The organism is Acetobacter sacchari (genome assembly GCF_017377715.1).
In the GTDB taxonomy this organism is placed as follows: Bacteria; Pseudomonadota; Alphaproteobacteria; order Acetobacterales; family Acetobacteraceae; genus Acetobacter; species Acetobacter sacchari.
This window is the reverse complement of record NZ_JAFVMF010000023.1, coordinates 22,030-46,167: the sequence shown is the minus strand read 5'-3', so window position 1 is coordinate 46,167 and position 24,138 is coordinate 22,030. Positions and strand designations below refer to the sequence as shown.

Below are 24,138 nucleotides of genomic sequence, written 5' to 3'. Positions count from 1 at the left end.
GGCCATTCGGACTGGAGCCACGCTTTTTACGCGGAGATGTAGAATCAGACACGTCTGAGATCGCTTATCTTGAGGATGAGGCCGCCGGGCGTGCGGCTTGTAATCTGGTCCACCGACATGTGCCAGCCGGGCGTCGCGTCGGTCAACTCGTCAGGCGCCTGTTTCCCTTTAAGAAACAGGGCATAGCCATCCGGCGCGAGCAGTGGGTACGTCCAGTCGAGCAGGCGCGGCAGAGGCGCCAGCGCGCGCGCCGTGACGATAGGCGCGGGGTCCAACAGGACGTTTTCTATGCGATCGACAATGACCCGGGAACGGCAGCCGGTGGCTCGGCCAGCTTCCCGAAGGAACGCCGCTTTCCTGTGGTCGGATTCGACCATCGTGACGTCAGCGTCCGCCGCTATGGCCAATATCAGCCCCGGAAATCCACCGCCGGAACCCAGATCAGTGATGCGCGCGCCACGTTCGACATAGGGAACCAGTTGCAGGCAGTCTTCGATATGGCGCGGCCAGAGATGCGGGACGTCGCGGGGTGATATCAGATTGATGCGCGCGGTCCATCGTAGAAGCAGGTCGGCGAAACAGTTCAGGCGTTCACGGGTTTCACGTGAAACGTCCAGCGGGGCTGCGATTGATGCTGTCATCACGCGGCCTGTCGCAGGTGCGCCAGAAGCGCCATAAGCGCGGACGGCGTCATGCCGGGGATGCGTTGCGCCGCACTGAAATTCGCCGGACGCGCGCGCTCCAGCCGTTCGCGCATTTCGGAGCTGAGGCCGCCCACGCTTGCGAAGTCGAAATCGGGCGGCACGGTGACGGACGTCTCCGCGTTCAATTGTTTGATTTCACGCTCCTGCCGGGCGAGATAGCCGCTGTAACGGGCCTCGGTTTCCGTATGTTTTCGGACGCGTTCAGGCAGGTCAGCGAACCACGGAGCCAGTCGATTGGCTATGGATGCGTCGGGGGTGGACGCGAGAACGTCGAACAGGGAGCGTCGCCGCCCGTCCTGTGACACGGTTGCGCCCGCAGCGGCGACCGCAGCGGGTGGCCAGGTTTCGTCGTGCGCGCGCTCCATCGCGTTCGTCAGCGCAGTTTGCGTTTCGTCGTGCAGCTTTGCGCGAAGCGCGCCGACGCAGCCCCAATCGACGCCAATGGGGGTAAGACGCAGATCGGCGTTGTCTGCGCGCAGGGTCAGTCGGTATTCGGCGCGCGACGTGAACATACGGTAGGGCTCGGACACGCCCTGCGTCACCAGATCGTCGATCATCACGCCGATATAGGCCTGTCCGCGATCGAGGGTGACCGGGGATGCATCGCCCGCCTTGCGTGCGGCGTTGACCCCGGCGAGCAGGCCCTGCGCTCCGGCCTCTTCATATCCTGTCGTGCCGTTGATCTGTCCGGCGAGAAACAGGCCGGGCAGGGCGCGCAGTTCGAGTGTCGGCGCAAGAGCGCGGGGGTCTACGTAATCGTATTCTACAGCGTAACCCGGACGAACGATTTTGGCGTTCTCCAGGCCAGGAATGGTGTGAATCATTGCCTCCTGCACCGATGCGGGAAGGCTGGTCGATATCCCGTTGGGATAGACGAGATCGCCGCCGGGATTGCCGGGCAGCGCCTCCGGCTCAAGAAATATCTGGTGTGCGCTGCGTTCCGCAAAGCGAACGACCTTGTCTTCGATCGAGGGGCAGTAACGCGGACCGCGACCGGCGATAGCGCCGCCATAGACGGCCGAGAGATTGATGTTCTCGCGGATAATGGCGTGCGTGCGTTCAGTGGTGGCAGTGATGCGGCATGATATCTGCGGATTGGGAAGGGTGGTTGTCAGGCGGCTGAACGCCTCCGGTTCGGCGTCTCCGCGATCCTCGGCCAGATCGTCCCATGCGATGCTGTTGCGGTCCAACCGTGCGGGCGTGCCGGTCTTTAGCCGTCCCATAGGAAGCCCCAGCGCCTCAAGGCGTTGACCGAGCGCGTTCGCCGGTCGATCCCCAACCCGTCCCGATGGCTCGCTGTCATGGCCTATGTAGATGACGCCGCGCAGGAAAGTGCCGGTCGCGAGTACAACGGCTCCAGCCCGCCAGACGCGCCCGTCTTCACTGATTACACCCGCGACCGCGCCGTCGCCGTCGAGCATCAGATCGCCTGCCGCGCCGTCTTCGATCGTGAGGTTGGCCGTGTCCTCCAGAAGATTCATGATCGCGCGACGGTAGAGGCCGCGATCGGCTTGCGCTCGTGGTCCATGCACGGCAGGGCCTTTGGAGCGGTTGAGCAGCTTGAAGTGGATGCCTGCCTGATCGGCGGCGCGGGCCATCAGGCCGTCGAGCGCGTCGATTTCGCGTACCAGATGGCCTTTACCGATGCCCCCGATGGCCGGATTGCAGGACATAACGCCTACCGTCTCCCGGCTGTGAGTGAGCAGGAGCGTGGATGCGCCGCAACGCGCTGCCGCTGCCGCTGCCTCGCATCCAGCGTGTCCTCCACCGACGACTATGACGTCGAACCGCTTGTCCACTACGTAGTTCCCTTACTTGCCAATGCAGAACTGACCAAAAACGGTATCCAGAATATCCTCGACGCCGACTTCCCCGGTCAGGCGCCCCAAAGCGCGCATGGCCAGTCTTAACTCCTCGCCGCGCATCTCCGCCCACGGTTGCGCGAGGGCGGCGCTTAGGGCTGCATAAACCTCATCAGCCGCAGCCCGATGTCTGGCCCGGGTAAGAGGCGGCGCTCCACTGCCCGAAGTCAACGCAAGCGCCTTTAGCTCAAGCGTCTCGCGCAGATCGTCGAGGCCCTGTCCCGTGCGGACGCTGACGCCGGAAACGGATATTTCTCCGAAACGTGCGGGCGCGGGCGCCAGGTCGATCTTGTTGCATACGACAATCGCGTCCGGAAGCGGAGTCGTTTCCGTGTCGGGAGGCGCGTCGGACGCAAAAATCTGCACGACGCAGTCCGAGTGTTCCACGTGAAACATCGCGCGACGAACGCCTTCGGCCTCGATAGGGTCGCTCGTCTCTCTGATCCCGGCCGTATCGACGAGCGTCACTTTCACGCCCGCGAGCACGACGGCGACCTCGATCGCATCGCGCGTCGTGCCTGCGATCGGAGACACAATCGCGGCGTCTCGTTCTGCCAGCCAGTTGAGCAGGCTGGACTTTCCGGCGTTTGGCGGGCCGACGATCGAAAACGAAAGTCCTCGGCGAATACGCTCGCCACGGGCGCCGTCGGCCAGATGTTCGGCAATCTCCTCTCGCAAGGTCGTGATGTCGGAGATCAGCGCGTCCTCTACCTCCGGTGGCAAATCTTCATCGGGGAAATCGATTAACGCTTCCTGACGCGCCAGCACGCTACGCAACCTGTCGGCCCACTCGTGGTAGAGAGCGCTCAGTCGACCATCGGTCTGCGCCAAAGCCTGTCGCCTTTGTGCTTCGGTCTCCGCTTCTATCAGATCGGCGACGCCTTCCGCTTCGACCAGATCGACCCGCCCGTTCAGAAACGCGCGCCGGGTGAACTCGCCTGGTTCAGCCGGGCGCGCTCCCTCCGCCACCAGCGCATCGGCGACGGCGGAGATGATCGCGGGGCCTGCGTGCAGATGAAGTTCGAAGCTGTCCTCTCCGGTGTAACTCGAAGGTCCCGGAAACCACAGCACCAGAGCGTCGTCCAGGTGATCATTCTGCGTCGCTGCATCGCGCCACAATTTTCGCAGGACGGCGCGACGTGGCGTGGGCGGCCCTCCGAGCATCCGCGTCAGGATGGCTCCGCACCCGTCGCCGCTTACGCGCATCACGGCTATAGCGGCGCGTCCGGCTCCGGTCGCAAGCGCGAAAATCGTAGGCGCTCTGCGGCCTCGTGCTTCGTTATCTCGCGTTTCGCGGCTTCCGGCTGGCGTGGCTTCGATCATGCGTGCGTCGTCCAGATAGAGGTGGCGGGCAAAACGCGCTCTCCTTCCGAAGACGACGCTTTCGCTCTCGTGGCGCAAAGAGATACCATGCGGCGACGCCATAGCGGGCGCCGCGCACAAAGGCCATCATCATGCCCCAACTCTCTCTGCACTCACCGCTTGGACCGCTTACCTTGTCGGAGGAAGACGGCGCTATCGTTGCTTTGGATTGGGGCTGGGGACGCGACCAGACTGAAACCGACGTGCTGGTGGCCGCGCGGGAATGGCTGGACAAGTGGTTCGACGCGCCGTCCGACCATATCCCCTTCAGGTTGGCCCCGTTCGGGACGCCCTACCAGAAGAGGGTATGGGACGAGCTTCTGAAGATACCGGCGGGCGAGGTGAGGACTTACGCTCAGGTTGCCGCGGCAGCGGGGGGATCGTCGCGATCCGTGGGGCAGGCGGTGGGGCGTAATCCGATCCCGATCCTTATCCCCTGCCATCGCGTGGTGGCGGCACAAGGGATAGGTGGATACTCCGGGGACGGCGGTACGGACGACAAGGTCTGGCTGCTCGAACTGGAGGGCGCGCCGATTACTGGGATCCTCCGCGATCAGTCCTGACCGGTGGCAGAGTTTCGGCGCGTTCCGAGCGCTTCTAGAATCCACTTGTTGGGCCGGTTTTGACTCGCGCGTTTTTATCAGGCTTCGCGTAGGAGGGTCCCAGAATGTTCAAGGCTGCGCTACGCCTCCGTTGAGAGGCGTCTGTCGTGTGTTGCCGCTTTCTGACCCGGCCACTGCGCGAAACGGAAAGCCACGATCAATCCGCCCAAAAACGCAAGCAGGGCTGCGAACGCGACGCCGTAGTCGAGGCTGCCGGTGGCGCTCTTGATGACGCCCAGCACAGACGGCGTGACGAAACCGCCCAGCCCACCGATCATGGTCACCATCGCAAGTCCGGCAGGCGCGTCGTCAGGCTCCAGGAATTCTCCCGGGATCGTAAAAAATACAGCGTAACCACCGTATATCCCGAAAGCGATCATCGACAGAAACAGGATGGACAGCGCGGCGGAGAGATGAACGAACGCCAGAAGAAAAGCGCCGGTCGAGATGAGACCCGCGCAAACGACATAATGCCATGCGCGCTCGCGACGAAAGTCGGATGACGCGCCGGTGAGATACATCCCGACACCGCCGACAAGATACTGGATGATCGAGACGAATCCGACCGTGCCTGCGTTCTGGACGCCAAGCGAGCGGATGATCGATGGTCCCCAGAGAGATAGAACTGAAACGGAGGACATCAGGGTGAAGTAGGCGAGCGCCGCCATGTATACGCGGGGATCGGTCCACACGGACTTGTGGGGGGCGGCGCGCACGCTGTTTGTGGCGGAGGCCCGGGAGCGTGAGACCTCATGGATAATGTAGTCGCGTTCCTCCGCCTTAAGCCAGGAAGCGGTTCTCGGGGAGTCCGCCAGACTGAAGAAGGCGACGACGCCCGCGATCACCGCCATGGCCCCGCCGACGATGAACAGGATTTGCCACCCACGCAGGCCGAGCATTTCGGCGTGGGACATGAACCCTCCGGCCAGTAGCCCCCCGACGATGCCTGAGGCTGGATTGGCGAGCATGCAGAGGGCGTAAGCTTTGGCCTTGCGATCTCCTGGGAACCAGTAGGTGAGATAGAGCAGGAGTCCGGGGAAAAAGCCGCCCTCCGCGGCGCCCAGCAGAAAACGCGCCACATAGAACTGCAGCGGCGTCTTCACCAGCGCTGTCGCCATGGTCACGACGCCCCAGAACGTCATAATGCGCAGGAGCGTTCGCCTAACCCCCGTGCGGTGAAGCCAGATGTTGCTGGGCACCTCGAACAGGATGTAGCCCACAAAGAAAACGCCCGCGCCAAAACCATAGGCGGCTTCGCTAAAGCCCAGATCGGATAGAAGTTGCAGTTTGGCGTAACCGACATTGGCGCGATCGATCATGGCGATCAGATAGCAGATAGCGAGAATCGGGATGATGCGAAAAGCGACGCGACGGTAGAGTGCGCCTCTTTGAAGTGCGTCGTCGTTCGTTAAGGCGGTCGTTATTGTCATTATTGTTCGCCTGTTATGAAAGCCGCAGTTACGCGGATGAGAGTGTGCGGGACTGCGGTCCGGAGCGGGAACAAGGGAGAAGCCGCGAAGGATGGCGCAGTCCCTTGATGAGCATGCTCAAAAAGACTTGGCGACGGTGCTCGAACGCTCGTTCAGGCTGGCTTTCGTCGCCTCAATGGAGCGGGCCTGCGCGGCGTCATACAGATCAAACTCGTCGATAAGGTCCGCGCCCAGAGCATTCGCGAACATTTCCCTGTTGGCGTTGGCGGCGTAGCTGCGGCGCTCTTGCCCTCCGAGATTGGACTGGAAAATTCCTGCAGCGCTGACAGGGAGAAAATCCTCGTAGATGATGGGCGTGGCGATCGCGTAACCGCGTTCCACCAGCGCTTCCGGGGGCATGGTGGTGAAGTCCTCGGTGATGGTTACGTCCGTCGGGGTGTAACGGAAGTAGCCTAGGCCCTGCTGCCGGATGTCGTCGTAGTCGTCCGGGAAGTCGCGAAAAACCTCAGCCAGACGTGTCGGGTAATCGCTTGCGGTAGAGCCGGAGCCGCCCTTTTCCCGGACATCCGCCAGAAGGCGGTCATACAGCGCCCGTCCCTTGCGGGTCAGCGCGACGCCGCGTTGCTCTATTTCTCCGAACCGCGCGGTATGGACGCCTTTTTCCAAAGTTCCGTCTGTGGCCGGAAAGGAGATCGGTTCGTCGAGCGCCTTGAAACTCGTCTGGCGAAGAAGGATCGGACAGGCGCGGGGCGGAGGGCCCTCGATAACGTCCTTCGGCGTGACGCCGCGTGCAGGCATCTCTTTTTGAACCGTATCGATGTCCAGAGTGCGCGGCGTTAGGTGATTGATGTGCGGCCCGCGAAACGAGACGATGTCAGCGATCAGCCGATGCGTCGCGGAGAGACGCTCGTAGGTTTCAGCGTTGACTGACGCCTGCCCATGCCAGCGAAAGGTCTCGAGCGCCTCGCTCACAAAGAGATCGGCTTCTCCGGGTGTAAGGCCGCCTTCCTGCTCGGCCCGTTCGATCAGACGAAGTGCGCCTGGGGTGAAAATGTTGCGGCGAGACAGAATTGCGGCGACTTCCGAGCGCAAGGCCTCGTCCGTGATCAGATCGACGCGTAGCAGCGACGTGAAGACGCGAAACGGATTATGCGTCAGGCTGGCGTCGGTGATCGGACGAAACGCCGTGGAGTGGACCGGCATTCCTGCGACCGAAAGATCGTAGTAGCCGACGGGAGCCATGCCCATGATAGCGAATAGACGCCGCAGTGTGTGCAGTTCCTCCGGCGAGCCGACGCGAATGGCTCCGTGGCGCTCCAGACTGATACGGGAAAGTTCGCCGGTGCGTTCGAAGTCTGCCTGAAGGTCCGGGCGTCTGCGTAATGTGGCTTCGTTTACGTCAGCGACCAGATCCAGAAGGACGCCGTAAAGTGGCACCTCCTTTTTGTACATTACAGACATCGCAGCCGAAAATTGCGACCGGATGTCGTCCGGGTGCATATGTGCAGAGTGAGTCATGACATGCCGTCCTGCAAACAGGTGAGGTTTCGGAGCAAAAAAGCTTTCTGCGCGAAATGCTTGCGCGTGAGCGGCGCCGGATAGAATTCACGTTCATGTCAGCAGCACGCTGAACACGGCTCGCCGCGACCGGAATGATGCGCCGTGTGAGTGTTTCCAGCGGGGAATCACCGTGTCTTCATGAATGGCACCGTTGTTTACGTAGTGTTGCAGCCGAGATGCGGGCGGAGAAGCGCATCCAGCCAGTCCGCAAAGACGTGAAGGCGACCGGAGAGATGTCTGCGGTGCGGATAGAGCAGCGTCATGGGCATCGCTTCGGCTGGGTAATCCGACAAAATCTCGATCAGTTCGCCTCGATCAATATGACTGCGCACGTCATAGAGGGGCGCTTGCGCCACACCGAGACCGGCAATGCAGCACGCGATCATGGCTTCGGCGCTATTGACTGTCACGCGACCAGACAACGCTATGGAGTGAAGCCTCCCGTTTTCCTTCCACTCCCAAGTCTCAACCCGTCCATTTGATGGCGACGCATAGCGCACGGCGTCGTGTCCGATGAGTTCGTGCGGTGTCCTAGGCTGCCCCTTGCGGGCGAGATACGCGGGACTGGCGACGTTCGCCATCCGCAGCATTCCCATTTTCCGCGCGACCAGAGCGGAGTCCTGCAACGCTCCGACGCGCAGGACGCAGTCGGCACCGTCTTCGACAAGATTGACGACCCGGTCTGTGACGTCGAGGTCAATATCGACGTCCGAATACCGTTCGAGAAAATCAGGCAGCGCAGGCGCTACGATAAGCCGTCCGATACGTCCGGGAAGACTGACGCGCAGCACGCCTCGGACGCGGTTGCGCTCTTTTAAAAACAGGGCTTCGGCTTCCTCCATGTCGGCGATCAGCCGCTGGCAGTGTTCGTAGAACAGACGTCCGTCGGGTGTGATGGACACTGATCGAGTGGTGCGCGACAGGAGACGTACGCCAAGTCGCGCCTCCAGTTCCATGACTGCAGCGGAGACCGAAGAGCGCGGCATGTTCAGGGCGTCCGCCGCTCGGGAGAAGCTGGCGGTATCCGCTACACGCACGAAGATGCGAAAGAGGTCTATTCGATCCAAGAGCGCCCTCGGCGTTATTGTTCGTAATATCTGAACAGAGTTGTCAGAATGAGCGTATTTATACGCAGATTCTGGACGATATGCTCGTGGCCGCAGCGCCGTTTGCCGACATACCGGCGCTTTCGAAACAGGGAGAGGCTGGCATGGTCGACCATTCTATCGCAGGCAAAACGGCTTTCATCGCCGGTGGCGGCAAAAACCTTGGGGCGCTGATCGCCCGGGATCTGGCTGCGCATGGGGCGAAAGCGATCGCCATTCATTATAACAGCGAGAGCAGCCGGCTGCAGACGGAGCAAACGCTGAGCGAACTGAAGGCCGCGGGCGTCGAGGCTGTGGCATTTCAGGCTGACCTGACGGCCTCAGGCGCCACCGAGAAATTCTTCGCAGACGCCATCGCTGCTATCGGCCAGCCTGACATAGCGATCAATACGGTGGGCAAGGTGCTTAAGAAGCCGATAGTCGAGACCAGCGAGGAAGAATTTGATTCGATGTTCGCGATCAACGCGAAAGTCGCTTATTTTTTCATCAAGGAGGCGGGCATACACCTGAACGATCACGGAAAGCTGGTTACAGTGGTGACGTCGCTGCTGGGCGCTTACACGCCGTTCTATTCGACCTATGCGGGTTCCAAGGCTCCTGTTGAGCATTTCACACGCGCGGCGTCCAAAGAGTTTGGCGTGCGCGGGGTCTCCGTGAATGCGGTCGGCCCTGGCCCGATGGACACACCATTCTTCTATGGGCAGGAAGGAGCAGACGCCGTCGCTTATCACAAATCCGCCGCTGCGCTGTCGGCGTTCAGCAAGACCGGCCTGACAGATATCGAGGATATTGCGCCTCTGATCCGCTTCCTCGTTTCCGACGGATGGTGGATCACGGGACAGACCATTTTGGCGAATGGCGGCTACACGACGAAATAGCGTCTGCTGTGCGCCTGCGACGAGAATGATGCAGGCGCGGCAATCAGATTATGCGAAGTTGTCTGCTCAGGTAGCGCAGTAAGCAAACGGCGGTCGCGCCCACGCGTTTTGCGGCCGTTGCTCAGCAGCAGTCCCGGACGACCACATTGGGAGTCCGGTGACGCATGACCAGCTTTAAGTCAGGCGGTATGCCATGACGGCAGGCGCTGCTTGTAAGGGGTCGCGAACTGGTGGATGACCCGATCAAACATGATGTGGTCGTAAATTTTTATAGTTTGGTTGGGTCTCTCGCCAATCAGCGAGTGATGCGCGATCCGTGAAAGCGCGCGATTGAATATGCCAGGGCCGGTCTTGTAGGCGATGAACAGACCGTGGTGGAGATAGCAGTTCCGGTACAGAGACAGCAGGCAATCCTGACCGATGATACTGTTGCGCACACTGCCGTAGAAATCGTTATGAATAACGCCATTGTCAGTCAGCAACAGAACGTTCTGTGCTGTTTGTTCGCGCAGGAAGTTGACGCTTTCTTCATCTCGCAGCCGGATGTCGGCGTCGAGCCACCAGCCGCCGTAAAGCTGCATGATGTGCACGCGGAGAAAATCGGCGGCCTCAGCGGGATGTCGGGCGCCGAGGAACAGGCCCCGCGCTTCGACCCCATAGTTTTGGTAGAGCCATTCGGTTGCGTGATCCTTGTTGAAAACCTGATAATCCAACCCCTGAATCTGACGGTGATAATCAAAATTTTCCTGAATTTCGGGCGGTGGATTCTGATCCCAATACATGTAGACGCGGAACGGAATGCGTGACGAATCCAAGGCTGTTCCGTCCAGCAATCCCGGCATGTACTGGCGGACGAGGCCGAGATACAGGCTGTCGATTTCTTCGCCGGTATGGAACTCTTCAAAGGCGTTGCCGATGGCCCGAAGCGCCCTTTCGCCGTCTTTGTCACGCCAGGCTGCTTCTATGCCCTGGATGTAGTTGGCGAAGGGAAGGTTCAGGCGCTGCAGGACTTCAATTTCGTCCTGCGGGACCCGGCGCCCTCCTTTCAGAAGGCACAAGAGGCGCGCCTGCAGCAGCGACTGCGCCAGAGGGTAAACGCCCGGGTCGCGTGGGTGCATGCGAAAGGCGAGGCCATAGATTGCTGCGGCGCCGTTGAAGTTCCGATTGGTATGCAGAATGTTGGCGACGGAGAACGCGTCGTGCAGGTTCGGCAGTCCGTGGGACTCGAAATAGGCCTTGGCCTGCGGATCGGTGCCTATCTGGGCAAGATCGTAAGCCGTAGGCTCTGCGGACGAGAAAATAGAAGATTCCATCGCTGCTTCTTCTGTAGGCGCCAAAATATTGTTCATGTTGCTCTCGAAGCTCCGCGAATAGTCGTCAGCCGGCAGGTTGCCGGTTATGGGCCACGTCATGCTGCCGGATGCGCGCCCGTGCTCGGAAGCAATGCTGGGGGGCATAAAATATCGTTCCTGAATTGGAATGTATGTGCTGGCCGATCTTACTTGCCGCCGCCTTTGTCGTCTATTGCTGACACCTTATGGCGGGGCCAAAATCGAATGAAATTCCGTGGAGGGAACAAAGCGTGAAGCGTCGGACATTGCCGACGCTACGTGGCTCAGAGGACTGTCTTGTGGGTTACGAACCGGGTCTCCAGGTAAGGTTCGATCGCCTCCGCGCCTCCTTCCGACCCGTAGCCGGAATCGCCGATGCCGCCGAAAGGCGTTTCCGGCAGGGCGAGCCCCAGATGATTGATTGTCAGCATTCCTGACCGGACCTCGTCACGCAGACGGGCGGCCGTCGCGCCGGAGCGGGTGAAAGCATAGGCCGCAAGCCCGTAATCCAGCCGATTGGCTTCCTTCAAGGCCGCGTCGACGTCTTCAACCGGCGTAATCAGCGCGACCGGGCCGAACGGCTCCTCGTTCATGATCTGCATGTCCGGCGTCAGGCCCGTGACGACAGTCGGCTGGAAAAAATACCCGGCGTTCCCCATACGACCGCCACCTGTCTCGACGCGTGCGCCCAGCGAGGTTGCATTGTCGATCAGGGCTTCGATGGCGTTGACGCGCCGCTCATGCGCGAGAGGTCCCATGGTCGTCGTCGCGTCGAGCCCGTCACCGGGCTTTACGGCCGATACATGCGACAGAAAACGATCGAGGAAACTGTCATAAGCCGGGCGCTCGACAAGGAACCGCGTCGGAGAGACGCAGACCTGCCCGGCGTTACGGAACTTGGACGCCGCCAGCAACGCTGCAGCCTGATCCAGATCAGCGTCAGCGGCGACGATCACCGGCGCGTGGCCGCCCAGTTCCATCGTGCTCCGCTTCATGTGGCGACCAGCCATTGCGGCCAACTCGCGTCCGACGGCGGTAGACCCCGTGAAGCTGATTTTGCGGATCGCAGGGTCAGGAATGAGACGGGACGATATCTCCGCAGGAACGCCATAAAGCAGAGAGAGCACGTCTCCTGGCAATCCGGCGTCGATAAAGGCCTGCACGAGAGCCGCCGGGGACGCCGGTGTTTCCTCCGGCGCCTTGAGAATGATGGAGCACCCGGTCGCAAGAGCCGCTCCAAGCTTGCGGGCCGCCTGACTGATCGGGAAGTTCCAAGGGGAAAAACCGGCGACCGGCCCGATCGGCGTACGCAGCACCATTTGCGTTACGTCCGGAGATCTCGGCGGCACAAGGCGGCCGTAAGCGCGTCGCCCTTCCTCCGCAAGCCAGTCGAGAATGTCGGCCGACCCAAGAATTTCCGTGCGAGCCTCCATTAAAGGCTTGCCCTGCTCGATGGTCATCAGACGGGCGATCGTATCAACCCGTTCGCGCAGCAAAGATGCAGCTCGTCGGATTACGTTGTAGCGTTCGAACGCCCCGACGCGGCTCCACGTGGCGAAGCCTTTGCGCGCGGCGATGACGGCTCGCGCAATATCGGCTTCGTCTGCGCGTGCGACCTGCCCGATCGCAAGGCCCGTAGCAGGATTGACGACAGGAATGGTCTGGCCGTCATCGGCAGGCCGCCATGCGCCGTCAATGAACAGGCGTGTGTCTGGATATGCGCTCATGGTTCGCTTCAGCTCGGTTTCGTCGCAGCGAATTTCGCCGCAATGTGTGAAGGCGCATAGGCGCCTTCGGTGATCAGGCCCTGCAGGGTCTCGCAAATTCGCAGAACTGTCACGTCGTCCTGCGAACGTCCGCCGATTTGCATTCCAATGGGAAGCCCCGTGGATGAAAAACCGATCGGCAGCGACGCGGCAGGCTGCCCCGTGAGGTTATTCAGAAAAGCGAAGCCACCCCATTCCAGCCAGTCCGGCCAGGATGAATCAGGCACAGTCTTTCCGGCTTCGAATGGCAGGATCGAGACTGAGGGGGACAGAACAACGTCGAAGTCTTCGAACATTTGCCCGGCCTGCTGCCGATATCCGATGCGACGGAGGTGAGCGTCGGCTACCTCGTCAGCGCTCAGAAGACGCCCCTTTTCGGCCTCGCGCCAGAACTCCGGATCGACCATGGCGGCCTGTTCCGGAGGCAGATTCTTCAGGGCCTGCCATCCTCGCGAACGCCATAGGGCGCGATAGGTCGGGCGCCAGTCCTCGAATGCCGGGACATCCCGGATCGTGGCCCCGGCTTGCACCACGATGGCGACGGCTTCACGGAAGACGCTGCGGATCTCCGGATCGACCGGTAGAAATCCGAAATCTTCGGTCACGCCTATCCGAAGGCCAGCCAGCGGCAAGGGGCCAGCAAGGAACGCGCCAGGCTCGGCGGGGGCGAAGCTGTAGGGATCGCGTGGGTCATAGCCTTCCAGCACCGAGAGCATGAGCGCGGCGTCGGCGACGGAACGGGTCAACGGTCCGTAATGGGAAAAATCTGAATAATGCACGCCCATCGGCCACTGAGGCACCCGGCCAAAGGTCGCCTTCATGCCGAATACGCCGCTGAAACTCGCTGGTACGCGGATCGAGCCGCCGCCGTCGCTGCCGAGTGCGAGGGGACCGCAACCAGAGGCGATGGCGGCTCCTGCGCCGCCGCTGCTTCCGCCTGGAGTGACGTGCGGATTGTGCGCGTTGCGGGTCACTCCCGTCAGAGGCGAGTCCGTGACGGCCTTCCAGCCGCCTTCACAGGTTGTGGTGGAGGCGAAGATGACTGCGCCAGCGGCACGGATGCGACGGGCCGAGGGAGAATCCTCGGCAGCGGGCGGCTGTCCGATGGACAGCCGCGATCCCCTGCCCAGAACCCACCCCTTCACCAGAGCGGTGTCCTTGATCGATGTCGGCACGCCTTCGAGCGGCCGCGTCGGCAACCCTGCGCTCCACGCCCGTTCCGACACCCGCGCCGAGGCGAGGGCGTCGTCGTCGTCGATATGCACGAACGGGTTCAGTGCGCTCTGCATGGCGTGGGCGCGCGCCAGCACCGCCTTGGTGACGTCAACTGGAGAAAATCTCTTCGCCGCATAACCGGATAGTAGAGCGTGCGCATCCAGATCGCAGAGATCACGAAGTGGCGCGGCTGAACTGCCTGACGAAGAGACGAACGGCATTACAGCATTTCCTTCGCAGTTTCATCGAGAGCGCTGCGGAGGGCGGACAGAATCGCGTCGATCTGATCCTTCTCGATGATCATCGGCGGACAGAATGCAAGCGTGTCGCCGGCGGCGCGCGATATGACGCCCTTGTTCTGAAGAATGGCGGCGGCGCGTTTGCCGAGCGCGCCCGCTGGGTGGCGCGATGACTTGGCGCTTTTGTCCGTGAGCAGCTCGACGGCTGCAATCAGGCCAAGACCACGCACTTCTCCGACCAGAGGGTGATCCGAGAGCGCGCGAAGGCCATCCTGCAAAGCGGGGGAAATATCGCGGACGTGACCAACGATATTGCGCTCTTCGAGGATGTTTAGATTTTCGAGTGCGACAGCTGCGGCGACCGGGTGCCCGCCTCCGGTGAAGCCATGGCCGAACGTTCCGATCGTATGCGTCTCATCAGCGATCGGCTCGAACACGCGTTCATTGAGCAGGATCGCCGAGATCGGTTGATAGGAAGACGACAGCTGTTTGGACAGCACCATGATGTCCGGCTTGATGCCGAACGTCTCACATCCGAACATGTTGCCGGTTCGTCCGAAACCGCAGATTACTTCGTCAGCGATGAGCAGAATGCCGTATTTCGACAGGATGGCCTGAATTTTCTCCCAGTATGTTGCTGGTGGCGCGATTACGCCGCCTGCGCCCATGACAGGTTCGCCGATGAATGCGGCGATGGTCTCCGGTCCTTCCTTGAGAATCAGGTCTTCAAGTTCAGTGGCGAGGCGCGTCGCGAACGCTTCCTCGTTCTCGTTCGGCTGCGCCTCGCGCCAATGATGTGGCGTGGAGACATGGAGGAACCCCGGCAGAGGCAGATCGAAGGAGCGGTGGTTTACTGGCAGGCCCGTCAGGCTTCCCGACGCGACCGTGATGCCGTGATAGCCTTTTTTCCGTCCGATGAATTTCTTGCGTCGCGTCTCGCCGAGCGCGTTCGAGCGGTACCAAAGCATTTTCACGACCGTGTCGTTGGCTTCCGACCCGGAGTTGGTGAAGAAAACCTTGCTCATGGGGACCGGGGCCATGCCGATCAGTTTCTCCGCCAGATCGACCATCGGGTTGTGACCCTTCTGGCTGAAAGCGTGGTAATAAGGCAGCCGATTCAACTGCCTGACCGCGGCATCAACCAGGCGTTGCTCTGAAAAGCCCAGGCCGACCGACCAGAGACCAGCCATGGCTTCTATGTAACGATTGCCTGCGTTATCGAACACATAGACGCCTTCACCACGCTCCATGAGCAGCGAGCCGCTTTGCAGGTTGGCGCGGGCATCCGTCAGGGGATGCATCACATACCGCGCGTCGCGCTGCTCTGCGGACAACAGATCGTCGCTCAATTTCTGCTCCATTCGTTACCAAAGTGTCATAATGCGCGCCGGAGATGGCATCTGGTCGGCGTAGTCCCGGTGTCAATGTTCTGACGGAAGACCAGGCGCGGCCCGCGCAGGCGGCGGCTGGCCTGCCGCGCGGGATAGTAGAGATCGTTGCTAAAGTTTATCAAGTCTCGACGTCGCGAAGAGCGGCCGCGATACCCTGACGCATATCCCGAACTCGCCAATCCCTAGCCGCCGCATCGTCAGGGGAGCGTCGTGCAAGAGCAGGGTCTGCGAGCAGAGGATGCGGATGAATCCGGAGGCGTCTCCAGCTCATCGCCATGAACACGATCTAGTCCGTAAATGAACAAGAACCGGATGTGGTGGCCCTCGATCCGCGGCCGGATGGGCTGCAATGTTCCCTTCCGCGCGCTTCCTTGTGTGGGTCGTTGTGATCGGGAGCATTGAGATCGCATATCTGTTTGATGTGGTCGGATGAAGAAACAGGAAGATTCGACCTGGCCTTGTCAACTTCAGGAGCGACGATTTGGTCAGTGAGCGGAGAGTCCAGACAGAAAGCCCATATCGATCATTAACTGCCCGGCAAGAACGACACCATTAGAACTGATCCTTTTCGCTGAGGGATTATAGTAATTGTCCGGATTGAATATGTACTGAATGCTGGGTTCGAACGCCACTCCGGGATAAATCGAGATGTGGCCGCTCGCTTCCAGACGCATGATGTCCTGCGAACCCATTCGTGGGTCTCCGCCTGCTGCTACACGGAGGTTTCGCTGATAAAGCATTTGATGTTTGGACGCCCTGACGTAGCTGAACTTGATCTGCTCTCTATCCAGAAGGCGTCCGAAAAGGCCATGGTAGCTGAATCCGCCTTCGGCGAGCGCCTTGAATGGGGCCGAGGGGTCGGCCGCGAAACCGAGAGTTCCAAAGGCGTTAAGCCCTTCCGGGATAGGCGAAAGAACCGGATGGTTGTGATCCCGACGCCAGATGAGTTGTTGGCCACGAAATTCGGCGCCGGCGCGGCCGTAATGCGTCGTTTTGGTATAAGGGTCGGTATATTGAGAACTGTTATAGAACCCGGACAATTGATAACGGCCGCCGTAGAGATGAGTCACCTGCAATCGTCTGTAATTGAAACCGCCCAATAAAAGATAACCAGAGGCCGTTCGGGTGTCCCAGCGCCACCCGTTTCCGTGTTGAAAATATTGGTTCAGATTGGCCTCAAAGGCGCCGGCTTCGAAGCTGACGTCGTTAAACATGCGCGCGGTGACATATCCGCCCCATGTAGCATATGGAGGTGGAAGTATACCGGCGGAAGCCTGCATGATCGGATCCGTGCAATTCAGGACGTTGTCGCAGTTATTGAAGAAGAAATAACGTCTTGGATGAGTTCTGCCGACGGAAAAATTAACGCGGTTATGAAAGAGTTTTTGTTGATACGTAAGAAGGGCAAGCCACCCTCCCGCGATATCGTTATGCTGGTCTATGCCCGCGAAATAGCTGCCGACCGCGCCTGCCCATGCAGGACCAGCCGGGTAACCGCCATTCGCGGTCGGGCGAAAGAGAATCTCCTCGAAATGAATCTCGCCGCCCTTTACGCCAATAATTTTCTGAAGATTGGCGTCCAGGCCTAAAGCGATTCCGGTTCCGAGAGAAAATCGACCGGGCCGAGGGCCGGTATCAGGATTGGTCATGTAGAGTTGGTTGAAAATCGCGTGCGGGGTTAATCCAATGCGGCGAAGAAAGCGCCCCAAAAACGTAAGAGGGCCTTTTGGTGGCCGAGACTCAGGCAACGTTAGAAGTGGAGCGCCGGCCAGAACCTGAGGCGGAAGCTCAGAGGGGACCAGCGTAATCGGTCCCTGAACATTTTCGTAACGAATTTGCAAATCTTTTGCGACGCTGTTTGAGTCCCAAAAATGACTGCCGGAGGATGCCTGGGGGGACTGGGTCGCGTCTTGCGCAAGGGCGGCGCCTGACGTGGCTGGCGCCAGGAGCGCGAGGCTGAGCAACCCGATTCGTAACCGTGTTGCCTGGTCGGACGAAAGCATTCGCCCCGAATGGACGAAGTTCATGAAACACTCCTCCCTGACTGAATTTTTTTATTATTCAGACAGAAGCGTATGGGGGATGGGGTAGACGGAACCTCCCGCGCTATTGCCGGTCGGTCGTGTCAGGCGGCGCGGGGCACCCGGGCGCCTGGGTCGGACGCGAAAGAAAGAATCGCTCCTAACGCAATTCCCAGATAAGCCGCAAAAACGACGCGCCACATATTCGGCAGCAGGAATGTAATCGTGTGAGCTGGTGTCCAGAAAAAAATCAGGCATAGAAAAACAATTTTTGCCCATCTCGCGAAGCCCTGAGAGCGCATGTATTCGACCGGATTTTTTACGCCTTCCTCGATCATTCGATCGGTAATAAAATGTGTCAGCATCATGAAGAAGCCGTATCCTGAAAAAACATTCATCCAGGCGCTGATTGCGAATGCAGTAACCGTGCCGGAGGGAGAAGTCGTGCCGACAAGCCAGCGGACGCCTGAATCAAGGATCATGAACGACGTCGCAATCCACACGCCGAAGCAACCCCAGATAAGAGCACGTAGGATCAGGTGATCAGGTACCCATACGCCTTGTGTTATTCGCTTTTTAAGACATTCGCCAAATGTAGCGAGAAGGAAAAATTTTACATAAGCGAGAATAAACGGGTGATCGTGTACGTTTTGGACGAGATAGATCACCAGCCATGTAACCAACGCCAGATACAAAACGGCAAGCAGGTCATGCGCCTGCAATCCCATGCCTCGTCGCGGCGCAAGAGTATGCTGTAGATTTTCAGACATTGAAGGCCGCCTTTTTCTTTTTATTCAGCGTGACTTCGCCCGTGTTCAGGCAGAAAAACTTATGCGAGTCTCCTGACAGATGTTAGGGCGTGGAGTCGCCGCCCTATCGTCTCGTCCCGGAGTTTAGGATAATTTGATTATCATGTTAACTAAAAAAATGAACGTTAAGCAACCTCACGTAAGCGTGTTCTCTGAGGCGGCCGCCAGTGGCCCGCTTTTGGCGTTCTCCGCCCATCGCCGCCTCCACTCTCGTGGAGAAAAACCGCACGACGTATGAAAGAAGCGGGAAAAATAAGCGGCGTCCGGAATTCCGATTTCCGCTGCTATCGCTTCTATGGGGCGAATCGTAAACGCAAGAAGCCTCTTGCTCTCAAGCAGTCTGCGATCAATAATCAACCGTTTGAGACTTTGACCAAACGCGATCTGCGCCGCATTGTTGATCTGATAAGGCGTGAGAGCGAGCTCGTTTGCATAGTCGTTGACCGTCCAGGGCTCACGAAACCGCTCTTCGATTAAATATCTGATTCTGGCGGCGGCGCTGCTCCCATCGTGGCCCCCCGTCGCGTTGGTTAACGAAACGGCTTCGCCAAAAACGGCGATCGCAATACCACGAATTACACTTTGAGAGGTTTGCGGAGCGCTCTTGTAACGCTCGTAACCGACCTGCATTAGCGAGGCCATGAGCGGCGTTGGTGGAGCGCCTTCAGGGACGCCCAAAACCAACGGTAGTCTGGCTGCGGCGCTCTTAAATAGAGGATCAGAATCAGTGTAACTGTTGGCGAGAGAAAATACGATCGCGTCGGATACTGACGATACATCGAAACCGTGAACGACCCGTGCGGGAATAAAAAGAAACATGGGCGCTTGAAATTCGATAAGACGATCTTCAACGGCGTAAACGCCTGAACCAGAGGTCCATAGGCATAATTGGAAGATCTGCTCGTGTCTGTGCGCCGGCACATGACCGTTATGGATCAATTTGCGATCCATAACCTTTTCGACGTGCACAAAACCTATGTCGTCAGTTTTCTGGTCGACGCCGTATGTCAGGAAATTTGGAATGTCGGGTTTGCGGGGCATTTCGGAAAAGTCCAAGTTTTTCTTTTTTTTCTGCATTCTCGAACGGTAACAGAGGACATACCATAAAAAGCAATAATAATGACAAGGGATGTTCGAAAATGAGCGATGCAGCCGGGGTGAGCCTCTTGAAAGGCAGTAAACCGAGTCAGGCGAAACGACCTTTTACCGGTGCAGAATATCTCGAGTCGTTACGCGATGGCCGCAATGTCTATATCGACGGAAAGCGTATAGATGATGTCACTACGCATCCGGCGATGCGCAACTCAGCACGCTCGATAGCGCGCTTGTACGACGCGCTGCATGATGAGCAGCAAAGTAAAATTCTGACCACTTCCACCGATACGGGCAATGGAGGGGTCACGCATAGAAGCTTTGTGTCCCCTAAATCGGTCGATGATCTTGTCGGTCAGCAGCAGGCGATCGCCGGTTGGGCCAGGATGACCTACGGATGGATGGGGCGGACGGCGGATTACAAGGCTGCTTTGACCAATACTCTGGGGGTCAACGCGGAATGGTATGGTCCCTTCGCCGACAACGCTCGCTCATGGTATGCAAAAACGCAGGAGCAAGTTCTTTTCCTTAATCACGCGATTGTAAATCCGCCCATCGACAGGCACAAGCCCGCTGAGGAGGTTAAGGATGTCTTCGTTCATATAACGAAGGAGACAGATGCAGGCATCTATGTCTCCGGAGCGAAGGTCGTCGCGACGTCGTCGGCTTTGACTCACTATAATCTGCTCGCCCAGAGTTCAGCGACAGTCACGGAGGATCCTTCAATGTCGGTCACGTTCATCGCTCCGATGAACGCGCCGGGCATAAAGATGATCTGTCGCACTTCTTATGAAGAAACGGCCAACAGGGTTTCATCGCCATTCGATTATCCGCTGTCGTCACGTTTTGACGAAAATGACGCTATTCTCGTGCTCGATAACGTGTTCGTGCCATGGGAGGATGTCCTGATCCTCCGGGATGCGAAGAAAATCCTGTCTTTCCCGATAGGCTCCGGCTTCATGCAGGGGTATTGCTTTCAGGGGTGCACGCGGTTCGCGGTCAAGCTGGACTTTCTTGCGGGCGTGCTTGCGAAGGCGCTTCGCTGCACCGGGGGCGACGCCTTCCGTGGCAATCAGGCGGCTTTGGGGGAGGTCATCGGGCTACGTCACCTGTTCTGGTCGCTCTCCAACGCCATGGCGCGAGCGCCCCAGCAGTGGCACAACGGAGCAGTGCTTCCCAACCTTGAAGCCGCGCTGACCTACCGGGCTTTCATGTCGGACGCATACCCGCGAGTTATCGATCTGGTGCGTCGTTGTGTGGCGTCCGGGCTTATCTATCTTCCGTCTTCCGTGAAAGATTTCGCCAACCCGGAAATCGACGGATACCTTGCCCAGTATGTGCGCGGCTCAAACGGCATCAGCCATAAGGAGCGTATCAAGGTCATGAAGCTCCTGTGGGATGCGACTGGCACGGAATTTGGCGGTCGTCACGCCCTCTACGAGCTGAACTACGCGGGGAGTCCCGAAGATGTCCGTTTGCAAATACTCAAAGGAGCCGAGCGCGGATCGGTATTGCGTCAAATGGAGGAACTCGTCGACACCTGCATGAGTGATTACGACGAACACGGCTGGACTGGTGAAACGTGGCTACAGCCGGTAGGGGCTGGGGGAGGCGCGCAATGAACACCGCGCATGAACAGCAACGCAGAACGTCCGGCGTGAAGTCCGCCCAGCTCGAGTTTCGCGCGGCGATGGCGAGAGTTGGCGCGTCGGTGAATGTCATTACATCTGCCGGCAGCGCAGGGCGTGGCGGCTTCACTGCGACGGCCATGTGTTCCGTGAGCGACGATCCGCCGACGCTGCTTGTTTGCATGAACAGGCGATCCGCGCAGTGCGATCTGTTTCTCCAGAATAAAGTATTCTGTGTGAATGTGCTCGGCCACGAACACGTCGATCTTGCCGGGTATTTCGCAGGCAAGGTGGCGGATATGGAAGAGCGTTATGCGTCAGGCATGTGGGAGAAACTGCCCTCTGGCAACCTTGCTCTGACGGGGGCGATCGCGTCCTTTGACTGTAAAATCGCGGCGCATCACGTCGTTGGCACGCACTACGTGATATTCGGCGAGGTTCAGGACATTCGTTGTTCGGCGGTAGGTCATCCGCTTCTTTATCTGGATCGAGCTTTCGTCGGCGCGACGGTGGGCGTCGCGCCGAACTGACCATACCTCAGAACTGAGCCAGTTCGTCGAGAAGGCCCAGGAGAAGGTTGATTTTCTCCTTGCCAAAATACGCTTCTATTTCTTTGTAAACCTTTATTCTGTCTGGAGAAATTTTGCGAAACGCCTCCTCGCCGGGCGCCGTCAGCCTGAAGAGATAGCGCCGACGGTCTGATGAAGACTGCACGCGCGTCACTAAATCGCGGGTTTCCAAATTAGCAAGGATGCGCGTCAGGCTGGGGGGGAGGATGAATGCTTTCTCCGCGAGCTGGGCGGCGTCAAGCGTCGAATGCTCGTTCAGAAGCCGGATAACGCGCCATTGTTGGGACGTGAAATCGTGCTCAGCCAGCATGGGCCGAAAGCGGGACATAAGAGCCTCTCGGGCTCTGAGGAGCGCGATCGGCATGGCCTTGGTCGCTTCGTGAGGTAGCTCGGAGGCTGGGTTGGATGCGGGGGACCTTGTGTCGCGCTGGGCCGACGGGCGCTTCAGGAGGGGCATGCTTAGCCTCGGCAGGGAACGTTCTGAAAAGAGTATCATGAACTGTAAAATGAGGAAGCGTAACGTAAATGTGAGGACACGAATAGACCGGTTGATTGTTATACTGTTAACACGTTAATTAAATTGTCTCGGAAACAGGAGACTCTCCGTGCCGCACCTCTCTATCGAGTATTCTGCGAACTTGCGGGAAAGCGTGGACCTGACGACTCTGTGCGCCGGATTGCGAGATGCGATCCTGGAAACGGGTTTGTTTGAAGTAGGCGCGGTTCGTGTTCGAGCGTTCGAGGCGTCGGCTTGGGCGGTGGCGGATATGCTTCCAGAAAACGCGTTCATCGATATGTCTTTTCGAATCGGAGAAGGAAGAACGCTCGATGAAAAGAAGCGCGCGGGTGAAGCAATTTTTTCCACCGCCGCCATGGTGACCGGACACCTCCTAGAAAAATCTAACTTTGCTCTTTCTCTGGAGATTCGAGAAATAGATTCTCGATTAAGTTGGAAAAAAAATTCAATGCACGGCCGCCTTCGTTAAGAAGATAGTTTGGCAATAAACAAAAGAACGAAAATAAGTAAAGCAGGAGATCTGGTATGGCGACGTTGCAGGAAAACATAAACAAAGCGGAGCGATATATCGCCGATATTCGGGAAACGGGCGTTCTCAACCATATAGATGGGAAGGAGCGCCCTGCCGTTGGCGGCGAGTTTTTTGAAACCATCTCTCCAATCGATCTCAAGCCGCTTGCTTCCGTTGCAAGGGGCGATGAACGAGATATCGATCTGGCGGCAAAGGCTGCAAAAGCCGCGCAGCCCGCGTGGACCGCCTTAAGCGGGCCGAAGCGTCGGGAAATCCTGCACTCTATAGCTAATGCTATTGAAGCGCGCGCGGAAGAAATCGCTTTTCTGGAGTGCCTGGATACCGGCCAGTCTCTACGGTTTATGTCGAAGGCGGCTTTGCGCGGCGCCGAAAATTTCCGGTATTTCGCGGACAAGGCGCCCGCCGCCCGAAACGGACTGTCACTGCCCACCTCGGGACAGGCGAATGTGACGACGCGGACTCCGGTCGGACCGGTGGGTGTCATCACGCCATGGAATACTCCCTTTATGCTTTCGACATGGAAGATCGCGCCTGCGTTGGCTGCCGGGTGCACCGTCGTCCACAAGCCAGCCGAGTTTTCACCTATTACTGCATCACTTTTGCTTCGAATCGCTGAAGACGCCGGGTTGCCCCCGGGGGTGTGGAATCTTGTAAACGGCTTTGGTGAAGATGCTGGAGCTGAACTGACGCGTCATCCGGATATCAAGGCGATAGCTTTTGTGGGAGAAAGCGGCACCGGGTCGCTGATCATGAAGCAGGCGGCAGATACTCTGAAGCGTTTTCACTTTGAACTGGGAGGAAAGAATCCGATCGTAGTCTTCGCAGACGCGGATCTTGAAAGAGCGGCAGACGCAGCGTTGTTCATGATTTACTCTCTCAATGGGGAAAGGTGCACGTCGTCATCGCGCCTCCTTGTGGAAGCGAGCATTTATGACAGGTTCACGGCCACTCTGGCTGAGCGTGCGAAGAATATAAAAGTAGGGCACCCGCTCGATCCGACGACTGTTGTAGGACCTCTTATTCATCCTGTTCACGAGAAAAAAGTTCTTGAATATATAGAAATCGGAAAAACGGAAGGCGCGACCGTCGCCGCAGGGGGCGAAAAATTCTCCGGTCCTGGAGGCGGATGTTACGTCGCGCCTACGCTTTTCACAAATGCGACAAACAACATGCGCATTGCGCAAGAAGAGATATTTGGCCCTGTGCTGACTGCGATTCCCTTCGCGTCGGAGGATGAGGCAGTTCGCCTGGCGAATGACACCCAGTACGGCCTGGCCGCTTACCTTTGGACTTCGGATGTCACAAGATCGTTTCGCGTGTCAGACAAATTGGATGCTGGCATGATCTGGGTGAACTCTGAAAATGTGAGGCATCTCGATACTCCATTTGGTGGCGTCAAAGCATCCGGTATCGGTCGTGACGGTGGAGACTGGTCGTTCGATTTCTATATGGAAACCAAAAACGTCTCCTTCGCTACAACGGAACATGTCATTCCACGCCTCGGATAACGTTTCCTTCGAGGTA

General features: G+C 58.7%; 20 protein-coding genes. 6 read left to right on the top strand and 14 right to left on the bottom strand.

The genetic code is table 11. The annotated features are described in order from the left end of the window. Positions 1-44: 44 nt before the first annotated feature. Genes rsmG through mnmE form a run of 3 tightly spaced genes read right to left on the bottom strand, consistent with a single transcriptional unit; the run spans position 45 to position 3,889 of the window. On the bottom strand, positions 45-641 hold the full coding sequence (gene rsmG, locus J2D73_RS17050) for a 16S rRNA (guanine(527)-N(7))-methyltransferase RsmG (RefSeq protein ID WP_207883277.1): 597 nt from the start codon (positions 639-641) through the stop codon (positions 45-47). Next, entirely contained in the window at positions 641-2,503 is a 1,863-nt protein-coding gene (mnmG, locus tag J2D73_RS17045) for a tRNA uridine-5-carboxymethylaminomethyl(34) synthesis enzyme MnmG (RefSeq protein WP_207883275.1), read from the bottom strand. The genes rsmG and mnmG overlap by 1 nt, the downstream gene beginning before the upstream one ends. Positions 2,504-2,515: 12 nt before the next feature. Beyond that, a complete protein-coding gene (gene mnmE, locus J2D73_RS17040) occupies positions 2,516-3,889 on the bottom strand; it encodes a tRNA uridine-5-carboxymethylaminomethyl(34) synthesis GTPase MnmE (protein WP_207883298.1) in 1,374 nt (457 codons plus the stop codon). Between the two features lie 131 nt (positions 3,890-4,020). On the opposite strand from mnmE, the gene J2D73_RS17035 reads away from it, so the two are divergent. Continuing rightward, complete coding sequence (locus J2D73_RS17035; protein WP_207883273.1) at positions 4,021-4,491, top strand: methylated-DNA--[protein]-cysteine S-methyltransferase; 471 nt, start codon at positions 4,021-4,023, stop codon at positions 4,489-4,491. Positions 4,492-4,610: 119 nt separating this feature from the next. Here J2D73_RS17035 and J2D73_RS17030 read toward each other — a convergent pair whose 3' ends face one another. From J2D73_RS17030 to J2D73_RS17020, 3 genes are all read right to left on the bottom strand, one after another. Then, a complete protein-coding gene (locus J2D73_RS17030; protein WP_207883271.1) occupies positions 4,611-5,960 on the bottom strand; it encodes an MFS transporter in 1,350 nt (449 codons plus the stop codon). Between the two features lie 117 nt (positions 5,961-6,077). Continuing rightward, positions 6,078-7,478 (bottom strand): 2-oxoadipate dioxygenase/decarboxylase HglS, encoded by a 1,401-nt coding sequence (gene hglS / locus J2D73_RS17025; RefSeq protein WP_207883269.1) that lies wholly within the window; start codon positions 7,476-7,478, stop codon positions 6,078-6,080. Between the two features lie 197 nt (positions 7,479-7,675). Continuing rightward, the gene (locus tag J2D73_RS17020; protein WP_207883267.1) at positions 7,676-8,587 is read right to left on the bottom strand and encodes a LysR family transcriptional regulator; all 912 of its coding nucleotides are present in this window, start codon (positions 8,585-8,587) and stop codon (positions 7,676-7,678) included. Positions 8,588-8,730: 143 nt separating this feature from the next. Here J2D73_RS17020 and J2D73_RS17015 point away from each other — a divergent pair, with 143 nt between their 5' ends. Then, complete coding sequence (locus J2D73_RS17015) at positions 8,731-9,504, top strand: SDR family oxidoreductase (protein WP_207883265.1); 774 nt, start codon at positions 8,731-8,733, stop codon at positions 9,502-9,504. Between the two features lie 179 nt (positions 9,505-9,683). Here J2D73_RS17015 and J2D73_RS17010 read toward each other — a convergent pair whose 3' ends face one another. The 7 genes from J2D73_RS17010 to J2D73_RS16980 form a co-directional block, all read right to left on the bottom strand. Continuing rightward, positions 9,684-10,961, bottom strand: coding sequence for a glycosyltransferase family 32 protein (locus tag J2D73_RS17010; protein WP_243430055.1), 1,278 nt, complete (start codon positions 10,959-10,961; stop codon positions 9,684-9,686). Positions 10,962-11,119: 158 nt separating this feature from the next. After that, positions 11,120-12,562: an NAD-dependent succinate-semialdehyde dehydrogenase gene (locus J2D73_RS17005; protein ID WP_207883263.1), complete on the bottom strand. Its 1,443-nt coding sequence runs from the start codon at positions 12,560-12,562 to the stop codon at positions 11,120-11,122. A gap of 8 nt (positions 12,563-12,570) precedes the next feature. After that, the gene (locus J2D73_RS17000; RefSeq protein WP_207883261.1) at positions 12,571-14,037 is read right to left on the bottom strand and encodes an amidase family protein; all 1,467 of its coding nucleotides are present in this window, start codon (positions 14,035-14,037) and stop codon (positions 12,571-12,573) included. After that, positions 14,037-15,404, bottom strand: a complete 1,368-nt coding sequence (locus J2D73_RS16995; protein WP_341535121.1) for an aspartate aminotransferase family protein — start codon at positions 15,402-15,404, stop codon at positions 14,037-14,039. Before J2D73_RS16995 ends, J2D73_RS17000 begins: the two co-directional genes overlap by 1 nt. Positions 15,405-15,931: 527 nt before the next feature. Continuing rightward, on the bottom strand, positions 15,932-17,473 hold the full coding sequence (locus J2D73_RS16990) for a carbohydrate porin (RefSeq protein WP_207883257.1): 1,542 nt from the start codon (positions 17,471-17,473) through the stop codon (positions 15,932-15,934). 98 nt (positions 17,474-17,571) lie between these two features. Continuing rightward, on the bottom strand, positions 17,572-18,195 hold the full coding sequence (locus tag J2D73_RS16985; protein WP_207883255.1) for a hypothetical protein: 624 nt from the start codon (positions 18,193-18,195) through the stop codon (positions 17,572-17,574). Positions 18,196-18,411: 216 nt separating this feature from the next. Beyond that, complete coding sequence (locus J2D73_RS16980) at positions 18,412-19,317, bottom strand: helix-turn-helix domain-containing protein (RefSeq protein ID WP_207883253.1); 906 nt, start codon at positions 19,315-19,317, stop codon at positions 18,412-18,414. A 98-nt stretch (positions 19,318-19,415) separates the two neighbouring features. On the opposite strand from J2D73_RS16980, the gene J2D73_RS16975 reads away from it, so the two are divergent. Then, positions 19,416-20,990 (top strand): 4-hydroxyphenylacetate 3-hydroxylase N-terminal domain-containing protein, encoded by a 1,575-nt coding sequence (locus tag J2D73_RS16975; protein WP_207883251.1) that lies wholly within the window; start codon positions 19,416-19,418, stop codon positions 20,988-20,990. After that, positions 20,987-21,526 carry a flavin reductase gene (locus J2D73_RS16970; protein WP_207883249.1) on the top strand — a complete coding sequence of 180 codons (540 nt, stop codon included), beginning with the start codon at positions 20,987-20,989 and terminating at the stop codon, positions 21,524-21,526. Before J2D73_RS16975 ends, J2D73_RS16970 begins: the two co-directional genes overlap by 4 nt. Before the next feature lie 7 nt (positions 21,527-21,533). On the opposite strand, the gene hpaR is transcribed toward J2D73_RS16970, so the two are convergent. After that, positions 21,534-21,929: a homoprotocatechuate degradation operon regulator HpaR gene (hpaR, locus tag J2D73_RS16965; protein WP_207883294.1), complete on the bottom strand. Its 396-nt coding sequence runs from the start codon at positions 21,927-21,929 to the stop codon at positions 21,534-21,536. Between the two features lie 241 nt (positions 21,930-22,170). Here hpaR and J2D73_RS16960 point away from each other — a divergent pair, with 241 nt between their 5' ends. Further along, positions 22,171-22,551, top strand: a complete 381-nt coding sequence (locus J2D73_RS16960) for a 5-carboxymethyl-2-hydroxymuconate Delta-isomerase (RefSeq protein ID WP_207883247.1) — start codon at positions 22,171-22,173, stop codon at positions 22,549-22,551. Between the two features lie 56 nt (positions 22,552-22,607). After that, positions 22,608-24,122 (top strand): 5-carboxymethyl-2-hydroxymuconate semialdehyde dehydrogenase, encoded by a 1,515-nt coding sequence (hpaE, locus tag J2D73_RS16955; RefSeq protein ID WP_207883245.1) that lies wholly within the window; start codon positions 22,608-22,610, stop codon positions 24,120-24,122. The last annotated feature ends 16 nt before the right edge of the window (positions 24,123-24,138 follow it).